We start from the raw sequence: 12,829 nt of genomic DNA, 5'->3' as shown, positions 1-12,829 counted from the left end.
CAGGACGCGCCCGATCTGGCGTTTGATCGTCTTTATGCATTCCTTATACCGGCGTCGCGATTTTCCAATCGAGACTTGATGCCCGTCGCTGCATGTTCCGCTCGTCAGTCACTCGTAGCGGAGCGAAGCGGATGCTCGATATCGCATATCTCGTCCTCGGCCTTGGCTGCTTCGGCCTGATGGCCGGTTACGCCAAGCTGTGCGGCCGGCTGTGAGACGGCCATGAGCGATCCCATCATCGGCCTGATCGTCGCTGTCGGTCTTGGCGCCTATCTCGTCTACACGCTCGTCAGGCCCGAAAAGTTCTAACGGCCCGGAGGGCTAATCCATGACATTGGCTGGTTGGATTCAGATTGCGCTGGTGCTCGCCGCCGTGCTCTTGGCCGCCTGGCCGCTCGGCGACTACATGGCGCGCGTTTTCGCCGGGGAACGCACCGAGCTGTCGTCCATCCTGAGCCCGGTGGAGCGCAGCCTTTACGCGTTGGCGCGGGTCAAGCCGAACTCCGAACAGACTTGGCTTTCCTATACGCTTGCCATGCTCGCCTTCAACGGCATCGGGTTCGTCTTCCTCTACGCGTTGATGCGGCTGCAGCATCTCCTACCGCTCGATGCGCAAGGTTTCGCCGCCGTCGAACCGGGTCTCGCCTTCAATACTTCGATGAGCTTCGTCACCAACACCAACTGGCAATCGTATTCCGGCGAAACCACGATGGGCCATCTCGTCCAGATGACGGGGCTTGCCGTGCAGAATTTCCTTTCGGCTGCGACCGGCATTGCGCTTGCCGTCGCCGTGATCCGCGCGTTTACGCGCAGCGGCGTTCGGGAAATCGGAAATTTCTGGGTCGATGTCACGCGAGCGACGCTCTACGTCCTGCTGCCGCTGTCGATCGTGGTGGCGCTCGTCTACGTCGCATCAGGTGTGCCGCAGACGCTTGCGATCAATATTTCCGCGACCACGCTTGAAGGCATAAAGCAGACGATCGCGCTCGGTCCCGTCGCAAGCCAAGAGGCCATCAAACAACTCGGCACCAATGGCGGCGGCTTCTTCAACGCCAATGCCGCACATCCGTTCGAGAATCCGAACGCCTGGTCGAACATTCTGTCGATCTGGAGCATGCTGCTCATTCCGACGGCGATGACGTTCACGTTCGGCCGCATGGTTGGCGACCGACGGCAGGGCTGGACGCTGCTCGCGGTCATGGGCCTGCTGCTGATCGCCGGGACCGCAGTCATCTATGCGTCCGAGACGGCCGGCAATCCGCTGCTCACGGCGGCGGGCGTCGATCCTTCGGCCGGCAACCTCGAAGGCAAGGAGCTTCGCTTCGGACAAGCGCTGACCGCACTCTATATCGCCGCCACGACCGGGCTTTCGTGCGGCGCCGTCAACGCCATGCACGACTCGCTGACGCCACTCGGCGGCATGGTTCCTTTGTTCATGATCGAGCTTGGCGAGATTCTTCCGGGTGGTGTCGGCTCCGGACTCTACGGCATGATCGTCATGGCGCTGCTTGCCGTGTTCGTCGCCGGCCTGATGGTCGGGCGAACGCCGGAATATCTCGGCAAGAAGATCGAGGCGCGCGAGATGAAGCTCGCGATGCTGGCGCTGATCGTACTGCCGTTTTGCATTCTCAGCTTCACAGCGATTGCGGCGGTACTACCAGCAGCGCTGACGAGCCTCGCGAACGGCGGGCCGCACGGGCTGAGCGAAATCCTTTACGCCTACTCGTCGGCGACCGGCAACAATGGCTCCGCTTTCGCCGGGCTCAACGCCAATACGCCGTGGTTCAATACGACCCTTGGCCTCGCCATGATGTTCGGACGTTTCGCGTACGTCGTGCCGGTGATGGCGATTGCAGGCTCGATCGCAACCAAGACGAAAACAGCGGCATCGGCCGGTACGTTTCCGACAGACGGCGCCTTGTTTTCAGGCCTGCTTACGGGCGTGATCCTGATCCTCGGCGGTCTTCTGTATTTCCCTGCTCTGGCGCTCGGTCCCATCGTCGAACACCTGCTGATGCTGGCTGGCAAAACATTCTAGGGAGGCGACGATGAGCAAGCGCGCAGTTTACGGATTGCTGGACCGCTCTATTCTCCGCCGTGCCGTTGCCGACGCATTTCGCAAGCTCGGACCGCGAAAGCTCGTGCGCAATCCGGTGATGTTCGTCACAGGCGTGGTGGCGGCTTTCGTCACAGCGATCTTCATTCGCGATGTCGCGATGGGCCGGGGCGGGCTTCTCTTCACCGGGCAGATTGCAGCCTGGCTATGGTTCACCGTTCTTTTCGCCAATTTTGCTGAAGCCGTCGCGGAAGGCCGTGGCCGGGCGCAAGCCGATGCACTGAGGCGCACGCGCAGCGACACGATGGCGAAGCTGCTGCTTCATCCGGACGACACCAAAGATGATCCGTGGGAAGCGAAGCCGGCACAAGATCTCGTAGCGGGCGACGTTGTGCTGGTTGAGGCCGGGGACACTATTCCGGCCGACGGCGAGGTCATCGAGGGCATCGCCTCGGTGAACGAGTCCGCCATCACGGGCGAATCCGCGCCTGTCATCCGCGAGTCCGGCGGCGACCGTTCGGCAGTGACCGGCGGCACGGTCGTGTTGTCCGACTGGATCATCGTGCGGATCACGGCGGTTGCGGGGTCGTCGTTCCTCGATCGCATGATCGCGCTCGTCGAAGGCGCCGAGCGGCAGAAGACGCCGAACGAAATCGCGCTTTCGATCCTGCTCTCCGGCATGACATTGATCCTGCTCATTACGGTTGCGACGCTCTGGGGCATCGCTCGCTATTCTGCGACCGACGTTTCGGTGACGGTGCTCGTTGCATTGCTCGTGACGCTCATTCCGACAACCATCGGCGGGCTTTTGTCTGCAATCGGCATCGCCGGGATGGACCGGCTCGTTCGCTTCAACGTCGTCGCAACCTCCGGACGCGCGGTCGAGGCCGCTGGCGATGTCGACACGCTGCTGCTCGACAAGACGGGCACCATTACATACGGCAACCGTCTCGCCAGCGCCTTCATACCTGTTCCCGGACGCTCGGAGCGCGACGTCGCGGAATCCTCATATCTGGCATCGCTTGCCGATGAAACGCCGGAAGGACGTTCGATCGTGGCGCTGGCGCGCGGTCATTACGGACTTTCGGAAATGAGTGAGCTAACGCCGACGAAGGTCATCCCGTTCTCTGCACAAACACGCGTGTCCGGCGTCGATATTGACGGCCGCCGCTTCCGCAAGGGCTCCGTCGATGCGATGCTTGCGCAGGTCGGCCAAACGATCGAACAGGCTCCAGCCGTGTTCCGGCAAGCTGTCGACTCGATCGCGCGGACGGGCGGCACGCCGCTCGCCGTTGCCGAAGGCGCCGATCTCGTCGGCGTCATCCACCTCAAGGATGTCGTCAAGCCCGAGATCAAGACGCGCTTTGCGGCGCTACGCCAGATGGGCATCAAGACCGTGATGGTGACCGGAGACAATCCCGTTACCGCCGCCGCCATCGCTTCCGAGGCTGGCGTCGACGACTACATCGCGGAGGCGACGCCACAGGACAAGCTCGCCTATATCCGCTCCGAGCAGCGCAAGGGCCGGCTGATCGCCATGTGCGGCGACGGCACCAACGATGCGCCGGCGCTTGCCCAGGCCGATGTCGGCGTCGCAATGCAGACGGGCACACAGGCAGCGCGCGAAGCCGGCAATATGGTCGACCTCGACAGCGATCCGACGAAGCTGATCGAGATCACCGAAATCGGCAAACAGTTGCTGATGACACGTGGCTCGTTGACGACGTTTTCCATCGCCAACGATGTCGCGAAATATTTCGCAATCATCCCGGCGTTATTCGTGGCGACATATCCGGAGCTCGGCAAGCTCAACGTCATGGCGCTTGCGACGCCGCAGAGCGCCATCCTTTCCGCCGTCATCTTCAATGCCCTAATCATCATCGCGCTGATCCCTCTGGCCTTGAAAGGCGTCACCTACCGGCCAATCGGCGCGGCGGCGCTGCTAAAGCGCAACCTTCTCGTCTACGGACTCGGCGGCGTCATCGTTCCGTTTGTCGGCATCAAGATCGTCGACTTGGCCGTCTCAGCCTTCGGCCTCGCTTAACTGGGCCTCGCTCAAGGAGCGCTATCCATGTTGTCGTACATCCGCCCCGCAATCATTCTGTTCGTCGTTTTCACGGCGCTGACCGGGCTCGTCTATCCGCTGGCGCTGACCGGCGCCGCGACCGTCATTTTTCCTACGGCATCGTCCGGAAGCCCAATCGTTCGCGACGGAACGGTCGTGGGATCTCGACTGATCGGCCAGGCCTTCGCTTCGGACCGCTATTTTCATGGGCGACCGTCGGCGGCGGGCCAGTCCGGCTATGACGCGTCGGCGTCGTCGGGATCGAACCTCGGACCACTTTCCAAGCAGCTTCTGGATCGCGTTGCGCAGGACTCCGCGAAGCTGCGCGAGGCGGGCGCCACCGTTATTCCGGCAGATGCGGTGACGGCCTCGGGCAGCGGCCTCGATCCGCACATCAGTCCGGCCTATGCTGAGCTGCAGGTCGCTCGCGTCGCGACGGCGCGCGGTGTAGCACCGGATCGCGTTCGCGCCCTCGTCGCGCAAGGCACCGATATGCCGACCTTAGGTTTCGTCGGGGAGCCGCTCGTTAACGTTCTGCTGCTCAATTTGGCTCTTGACCGCGCTTTCGGAGCGGGTTCCGGATAGATCATGGCCAACACGTTGCGGCCGGAAGATGCACGCCGCCCCCCAGCCAAGGCTTTTCTGGAGCTTGCCGCCAACGAACGGCGCGGCAAGCTTAAGGTATTTCTCGGCATGGCGCCGGGCGTCGGCAAGACCTACGCCATGCTGTCTGCGGCACGCGCACTGAAGCGCGAGAGACTCGACGTCGTCGTTGGCGTCGTCGAAACGCACGGGCGCTCCGAGACTGCGGCATTGCTCGACGGGCTGGACGTGCTACCGCGCCGGACCGTCTCCTATCGCAATCGCACACTCATGGAGTTCGATATCGACGCCGCGATCGCGCGCCGCCCGGCGCTGCTCCTCGTCGACGAATTCGCGCACACCAACGCGCCGGGTCTGGTGCATCCCAAGCGCTATCAGGACGTCGAAGGCGTTCTGCAAGCGGGCATCGACGTCTGGACGACGCTCAACATCCAGCATCTCGAAAGCCTGACCGACGTCGTCGAGCGCATCGCCGGAATTACGGTGCGCGAGACAATCCCCGACAAGGTTCTCGAGCGCGCCGACGAAATCGTCGTTGTCGACCTGCCGCCGGAAGACCTGATCCAGCGTCTCAAGGAAGGCAAAGTCTACCTGCCCGACAATGCGCGACGGGCGATGGATCAGTTCTTCCAGATGGGCAATCTCACGGCGTTGCGCGAACTGGCGTTGCGCCGGACGGCCGATCGCGTCGACGAACAAATGCTATCGCAGCTTCGCAGGCAGGGGATCGAAGGGCCGTGGCCGACGGCCGAACGGCTGATGGTTTGCGTCGGCGACGACGAGCTGGCCGAGCCCGTCGTCCGCGCCGCGGCGCGCATGGCGACAGCGCTCAAGTCTGACTGGATCGCAGTTCACGTCGTGCAAAGCGAACGCGAACAGACAGATCGCGGCTCCGTACGACGCATGGAAAAAGCGATGCGTCTCGCGGACCGGCTGGGCGCAACGACGGTACGTCTACGCGCCAAGGACCTGACCGCGGAAGTCCTGGCCTATGCCAAGCGCAACAACATCACTCAGATCATCGTCGGCCGCTCGCGCCCACAACTGCTCGATCGCTGGCGTGGAAAATCGTTTTCGACCGAGCTGGTGGCCGAAGCGGTGGGGCCGTCCGTCACCGTCGTCGCGCCGGATGCGCCGTTGGCAGCACTTTCCTCACCGTGGCATCTTCCCGATATCGGCGAGCTCTGGTCCGGCGGGATCGCGGCTGTCGTTGCCGTTGCGGGCGGCGTCCTTGCGGGCCGGATGCTCGAGAAGATCACGCAGCTTCCCAACCTGTCGATGGTTTTCCTGTTCGCGGTTCTCGTCTGCGCGCTCCGCTTTGGAACCTACTCCGCCGTGGCCGCGGCCGTGCTGTCCTTTCTTGCATTCAACTTCTTCTTTATCGATCCGCGCTACACACTGACGATTGCGTCACCGTACGAACTTTTTGGCCTGCTGATTTTTCTCGTCGTCGCTGCCGCGACCGGCGGCCTGGCGGGACGCCTTCGCGAGCAGGCCAATGCCACGCGCGAACGGGCGGAAGCGACGCAAGCGCTGTACGAATTTTCGGGAAAACTTTCGGCGACGACGGAGATCGATGACGTGCTGTGGCTGCTCGCTGCGCAATCGGCGACGCTCGTCAAAGGCAAGTCGATCATCCTTCTCGAACGCGCGAACGAGCTTTCCATCGCAGGCGGCTGGCCACCGGACGACACGCTCGGAACCGCCGATTGGGCGGCGGCCCGGTGGGCGCATCGCAATGGCGAGCCCGCAGGCTACCTGACGGAGACGATGCCTTCGGCGGCGTTTCAATTCCGTCCGTTGATCGCATCTGCAGGACCTGTGGGCGTACTCGGGGTCGTGCCGGGAGACGCCGACGAGGCGCTGCCGTCGGCGACCGGGAGCGCGCTTCAATCCTTCGCCGATCAAGCTGCAGTCGCCATCGAGCGCACGCGGCTGTTCGAGCAGGCTGCCAAGGCTGCGACCGCTGCCGAAAGCGAGCGGCTGCGCGGCGTGCTCTTATCGTCAATCTCTCATGATCTGCGGACGCCGCTCGCATCCATTCTGGGCTCCGCGACAAGCCTCAGACAACTCGGCGACCGCATGCGCAAGCAAGACCGCGCCGATCTTCTGGCAACCATCGAAGAGGAAGCGACCCGGCTGTCCACCTTCGTATCCAACCTGCTCGACATGACGAAAGTCGAAACCGGCCTTCTCGACATCCGGCGCGACTGGGTGGACGTGGCCGACGCCGTTCGCGGCGCCGCCGCGCGAGCCAGAAAGATCTTTCCGGCACGACACATCGAGACTGTCATCGCCGCCAACCTGCCGCTCATTCGCGGCGATGCGGCGATGCTCGAGCAGGTTATGTTCAATCTGATCGACAACGCACACAAATACAGTCCGCCGGAGTCGGTGACCCGCGTCAGCATCACGCCTGCCACCGGAGGCGGATTGCACGTCCGCGTGACCGACGACGGCATCGGCATTCCACCCGAGGCATTGAACAAGGTCTTCGACAAGTTCTATCGTGCACATGTCGGCGACGGCCGTGCGCCCGGCACCGGCTTAGGATTGTCAATCTGCGCTGGAATCGTGTCTGCGATGGGCGGAACGATATCGGCACAGAGTCCTATCGCCGACGGAAAGGGCACCGAGATTTCGATCCTGCTTCCTGCCGGCGAAGAGAGCGTATCTACTAAAATGGCTCCCAAGGATACCGCATGACCGGCTCGCGCATTCTCGTCGTCGACGACGAACCGCAAATCCTGCGCTTCCTGAAGCCGAGCCTGACAGCTGCGGGTTACGAGGTCGTCGTGGCGACGACCGGCAAGGAGGCATTGAAGGCTGCCGCCACGCAATCGCCCGACATCATCCTGCTCGATCTCGGTCTCCCCGACATGGACGGCAAGGACGTGATCCGCGATCTTCGCAGCTGGTCAAAGACTCCGATCCTGGTGCTTTCGGCGCGCGACCGGGAGAGCGAAAAGATCGCTGCATTGGATCTCGGCGCCGACGATTACGTCAACAAGCCGTTCGGCATCGGCGAACTCACCGCGCGCTTGCGGACGGCCCTCCGCCACGCCGCACAACAAGCTTCCGAACAAACGCATCTGAAATCGGGAGCCCTCGAGGTCGATGTTCTGGCGCACACGGTGACGCTCAACGGCGCGGCGGTGAAGCTGACGCCGAAGGAGTTCGATCTGCTCGCGATCCTGGTTCGCAACGCCGGACGCCTGCTGACGCACCGCCAGCTTCTCGCGGCCGTCTGGGGAGCCGCGCACACCGAAGACCTGCAATATCTGCGCGTTTTCGTTGGTCAGCTCCGGCAAAAGCTCAAAGCTTCGCCCGATGCACCAGAATTCATCGTGACCGAACCGGGGATCGGCTACCGCCTGCAAATCGACGCAAGTTGACCTCTGCTCAAATGCTAACGCAATCTGGCGATCGTAACGCAGTGTACGTTCATCTCGTCCGCCACCAAATGCTCGTCTTTTGAAAGTTATTCCGACGTTGGCGCTCCAGCCCAGAACGGGCGATATCCGCTAGTGCGAATTGAATGAATTTGTTTGGAGTCGCGCCAAGCTATTATTCGGCGCCGAACCATTCAAAGAGGATAGTGTTCGGCATTTATTTCTTAGTATTTCTATTATTGCGGATAACTCTCTCGATCGAATTTGTTCTTTTCGAGCGAGACAAGAGCGTAACCTCAACAAAGCACGGCGAGCCCTAGTGTATTTCGTAGAGTAGAGATGATTTCGCGAATGCTTCGGCAACGCTGGCGCGCGACGGCCTGGACCTCGATGCGGACGGGTAGCCTTTTCTTTTTTGAACATTCGTTTTCGTTTACCAGACGCTCATGCGTTTCGCGATGCAACGACGAATTCAATTGACTTAAAACATCCGCAAGCGCCCTTTCGCCCACGGACGGGTGGGTTGCTACGCATGCGAGCGCGAGTTCGGCGATGCTATTGCGCGTCAAAAGCAGACCAGTAGCGAGCTACTGCCAGCGTGCCGCTCCGTTTTATTTCTCGCCTTCATCGCAATTGATGTTTTTCGCGTTGTTCTTCAACTCCGCCGGGTCGCGATGCACATCGCATCTTCGGGGGAGCGCAAAGCGATGAGTCAAAGCCTTCCATCGCACGATCTCGGAATTTCACAACGTCACGATGGCAGCGCTGACCGATTACATAGCGGCATGGTCTTCGTTCCTGGCGGGACGTTCCGCATGGGATCCGATCATCACTATCCCGAGGAAGCGCCCGCGCATCGTGTCAGCGTCGATTCATTCTGGATTGATGAGGCGCCGATTACGAACGCCGAGTTTCGACGCTTCGTGGACGCAACAAACTACGTAACTTTTGCCGAGTTGACGCCGAACGCGAGCGATTATCCAGGCGCGTTGCCGCACATGTTGAGGGCAGGCTCACTCGTCTTCAAGCCGCCGGCGGGAGAAATCGATCTCAGGAATTGGGGGCAGTGGTGGGAATTTCGCTTCGGCGCGAATTGGCGCCTTCCCTACGGCCCTGGAAGTTCAATCAAGGGACTTGACGAACATCCTGTCGTGCACGTCGCCTATTGCGATGCGGAGGCCTATGCGCATTGGGCAGGAAAGGAATTGCCAACCGAGGCGGAATGGGAATTCGCCGCGCGTGGCGGCATCGAAGGGGCCGAATTCGCATGGGGGGATGAGTTGACGCCAGGCGGCAAGTACATGGCCAACACCTGGCAAGGCATTTTCCCGCGCGAGAACCTGAAGCTCGATGGCTATGAGCGCACTTCTCCGACCAAGGCCTTTCCACCCAACGGCTACGGCATCCACGATATGATCGGCAACGTCTGGGAATGGACGAGCGATTGGTATGCGCCGAAGCATCCTGCGGATGCTCAGAAGGCGTGTTGCATTCCGAAGAATCCTCGCGGCCCAGGGCGAGATCAAAGCTTGGATCCTTGTCAGCCTCAGATCCGCATACCCCGCAAGGTTCTCAAAGGCGGGTCTCATCTCTGTGCGCCAAACTATTGCCGGCGCTACAGGCCAGCGGCACGCCACGCCGAGCCGATCGATACGTCGACAAGCCATGTTGGATTTCGCTGCATCGTCCGGACAAGCGCAGAAAGCTGATTTTTGAGTGAGGATTGATGAAAATATTCGTCACGTCTTTAGTGGTGCTGTTCGCGCTAGCCGTAACTGGAGTCGTACCATCACGAGCAGAGGGGGAAAAATTCACAAAGCAGCAGCTCGACCAGATGCTGGCGCCGATCGCGCTCTATCCTGATGATCTTCTGTCGAATGTCCTTATGGCATCGACATATCCGCTCGATGTCGTCGAGGCACAGCGGTGGCGAAGCGTGCCTGGAAACGCCAGCTTGCAGGGGGACGCACTTGTCGATGCGCTCAAGTCAAAAGACTGGGACCCGAGCATCAAAGCCCTGGTGCAATTTCCTGACGTTCTAAAGATGATGAGCGATCAGCTCGATTGGACGCAAAATCTCGGGAATGCCTTTCTTGCTCAGCAAGATCAGGTGATGGATCAGGTCCAGTTTCTGCGATCGAAGGCTGATTCAAGCGGTCATCTGAAAAGCAACTCACAACAGACAGTGAAACAACAGGATGGCGCGTATGTCATCCAGCCCGCCAATCCCGATACCGTCTATGTGCCGGTCTATGAGCCGTCGGTCGTCTACGGGACATGGTGGTATCCCGATTATCCTCCCTATTACTGGGGTTATCCTGGCGCCGTGTTCACGGATGGGTTTTTCTGGGGCGCGGCCGGCATCGCGATCGCTGGCGGTATCTGGGGGTGGAATCATTGGGATTGGCACAATCGCCGTATCGATATCGATGCCAACCGTTGGAACCGGATCGACGTCAACCGCCGCAACATCAGCAACAACGTCTGGAAACACGATCCGAAACATCGCGGAGATCTCCGGCGCGGCGACAAGAATTTCAACCGCGCAGACATCGAACGCCGGCTGCACGACGGCAACCGTCCGGATGCCAAGCAGAAATTCGAGCACGGCGCTCAGCTGCCGAATAACGCGAGAAATATATCAAAAGCTAAGACAGGTGCCGTTCGATCCGCGCACGCCCGCGGTGGTAGCGCGGCTAAAAAATTTCAAAAGAGAGCGGGCGGTCGGGCGACGCGGCCAGCGGCTCATTTCAAAAAGCCCGCCGTTCAGCATCGCGGCGCGGGCCGTCGCGGTAGACGAAGGTGATTGAAGCAGGACATCATTTTTTAAACGTCACTATGCGGAGTTTTGTGCCGGGGAACGCTGAGGGCAGTAGCTAAAAGAATGAGGTAGCGAAAATGACTGCCAATATTTCATTGCATGAGAAGGATACTGAAACCGCTCTTAATCGTCGAAGCATCCTCCTGAGCGGAGCCTCGCTCGTTACGCTTGTGGCAACTTGCACCAGCTCAGCGCTCGGTCAGGATGCAAAGCCATCGGGCGCTCCCGGCGCAGTTCCCGCGTCGGGCAATGGTAAGCCGAACATCCTCGTCCTTTGGGGAGACGACATAGGTGTTGCGAATGTCAGCGCGTATTCGAACGGATTGATGGGGTATGAGACCCCGAATATTGATCGCATCGCGAAAGAGGGGCTTAAACTCCAGCACTATTACGGCGAACAGTCGTGCACTGCGGGTCGCTCGGCGTTCCTGACTGGCCAGCACATCATGCGCAGCGGCCTGAGCAAAGTCGGCTTCCCCGGCGCTCCGATGGGAATGAGCCAACTGGATCCCTCCATCGGCGGGCTCCTCAAAAATCTCGGCTACACGACGGGCCAGTTTGGCAAGAACCATGTTGGCGACCGCAACGAATCTCTTCCCACCGTCAATGGCTTCGACGAATTTTTCGGCAACCTCTATCATCTTAACGCCGAAGAAGAGCCGGAACTTCCGGATTACCCGAAAGACCCGGCTTATCGTGCCAAATTTGGCCCCCGAGGCGTTTTGAAATGCAAAGCAACGGATACTGACGATCCGACCGTCGATCCTCGCTTCGGCAAAATCGGCAAACAGATCATCGAGGATACCGGTCCTCTGACGAAGAAGCGAATGGAGACGGTCGACGACGAGACATCGAGTGCCGCCATCGACTTCATCAAGCGGCAGAACGCGGCCGGAAAGCCGTTCTTCTGCTGGTTCAATTCGACACGTATGCACTTGCGAACGCATGTCCGGTCTGGTCATCGGGGCCGCTATACGCACGGCGACAGCGAGTACATCGACGGAATGATCGAGCATGACGACACGATTGGCTCATTACTCAAAGTGCTGGATGACCTGGGCATCGCCGACAACACCATCGTCGTCTATTCGACGGACAACGGTCCACACATGAACACATGGCCTGACGGCGCCATGACGTGGTTCCGCTCCGAAAAGAATACGAACTGGGACGGCGCATTTCGTGTTCCGTGTCTTATCCGCTGGCCTGGCCACATTAAGCCCGGAACAGTCAGCAACGAGCTTATGAGTCACAACGATTGGATTCCGACGCTTTGTTCAATCGCGGGCGAGCCTGACATCGTCAACAAGCTCAAAGCCGGCTACACCGCCAATGGCATCGCCTACAAAGTACATCTCGACGGCTACGACCAATCGGCGTTTTTGCAAACCGTCAGTGGCAGTGCCGCCAACAACAACGGCTTCAAGAGCGCGCGCAACAGTTTCTTCTATTCGAACGATGATGGACTGCTCGTGGCTTTCCGGCAGGGAGACTACAAGTACGTCTTTTCCGAGCAACGATCCCCTGGCACGATGGAAGTATGGGCGGAGCCGTTCACGACACTCCGTTTGCAGAAGATCTTCAACATCTTCCAGGATCCGTTCGAGCGCGCCGATATCACATCCAATACCTTCTGGGATTGGCAGCTCGACCACGTCGGATCTATGTATGGCGTGATGGACGATGTCTTCCAATTTGCGTCGACATTTAAGGATTTCCCGCCCCGCTCATTCCCGCCGAGCTTCAATCCGGCAAACATCATGGAGGATGAGATGGATGGCATAAAGCGGAGGGAAACCTTCAAGAAAAACCTAGACCTCGATCGCATACGCGGCGGCTTAAACAGGATGATCGACGAGCGTTTGCAAGGCGTCCAGTAGGCGGCAAGCGGA

At 60.1% G+C, this 12,829-nt stretch carries 9 protein-coding genes; all 9 read left to right on the top strand.

Translation table 11 applies throughout. The annotated features are described in order from the left end of the window. Window positions 1–222: 222 nt before the first annotated feature. A complete protein-coding gene (gene kdpF / locus HYPGJ_RS18565; RefSeq protein WP_070104070.1) occupies window positions 223–309 on the top strand; it encodes a K(+)-transporting ATPase subunit F in 87 nt (28 codons plus the stop codon). Window positions 310–328: 19 nt separating this feature from the next. Next, entirely contained in the window at window positions 329–2,038 is a 1,710-nt protein-coding gene (gene kdpA / locus HYPGJ_RS13685; RefSeq protein WP_046847638.1) for a potassium-transporting ATPase subunit KdpA, read from the top strand. A gap of 10 nt (window positions 2,039–2,048) precedes the next feature. Continuing rightward, the gene (gene kdpB, locus HYPGJ_RS13680) at window positions 2,049–4,100 is read left to right on the top strand and encodes a potassium-transporting ATPase subunit KdpB (protein WP_046847637.1); all 2,052 of its coding nucleotides are present in this window, start codon (window positions 2,049–2,051) and stop codon (window positions 4,098–4,100) included. 27 nt (window positions 4,101–4,127) lie between these two features. Continuing rightward, window positions 4,128–4,706, top strand: coding sequence for a potassium-transporting ATPase subunit KdpC (gene kdpC, locus HYPGJ_RS13675; protein ID WP_046847636.1), 579 nt, complete (start codon window positions 4,128–4,130; stop codon window positions 4,704–4,706). A gap of 3 nt (window positions 4,707–4,709) precedes the next feature. Next, window positions 4,710–7,430: a sensor histidine kinase KdpD gene (locus HYPGJ_RS13670; protein WP_046847635.1), complete on the top strand. Its 2,721-nt coding sequence runs from the start codon at window positions 4,710–4,712 to the stop codon at window positions 7,428–7,430. Further along, window positions 7,427–8,119 carry a response regulator gene (locus HYPGJ_RS13665; RefSeq protein ID WP_046847634.1) on the top strand — a complete coding sequence of 231 codons (693 nt, stop codon included), beginning with the start codon at window positions 7,427–7,429 and terminating at the stop codon, window positions 8,117–8,119. Before HYPGJ_RS13670 ends, HYPGJ_RS13665 begins: the two co-directional genes overlap by 4 nt. Before the next feature lie 704 nt (window positions 8,120–8,823). Then, window positions 8,824–9,825: a formylglycine-generating enzyme family protein gene (locus HYPGJ_RS13660; RefSeq protein WP_083984187.1), complete on the top strand. Its 1,002-nt coding sequence runs from the start codon at window positions 8,824–8,826 to the stop codon at window positions 9,823–9,825. A 17-nt stretch (window positions 9,826–9,842) separates the two neighbouring features. Further along, a complete protein-coding gene (locus HYPGJ_RS13655; RefSeq protein ID WP_046847633.1) occupies window positions 9,843–10,922 on the top strand; it encodes a DUF3300 domain-containing protein in 1,080 nt (359 codons plus the stop codon). A 92-nt stretch (window positions 10,923–11,014) separates the two neighbouring features. Further along, window positions 11,015–12,817, top strand: coding sequence for an arylsulfatase (locus tag HYPGJ_RS13650; RefSeq protein ID WP_046847632.1), 1,803 nt, complete (start codon window positions 11,015–11,017; stop codon window positions 12,815–12,817). The last annotated feature ends 12 nt before the right edge of the window (window positions 12,818–12,829 follow it).

The sequence above is a fragment of the Hyphomicrobium sp. GJ21 genome, assembly GCF_001006785.1.
Classification (GTDB): domain Bacteria; phylum Pseudomonadota; class Alphaproteobacteria; order Rhizobiales; family Hyphomicrobiaceae; genus Hyphomicrobium_B.
This window is presented reverse-complemented; position numbering and strand designations above follow the sequence as displayed.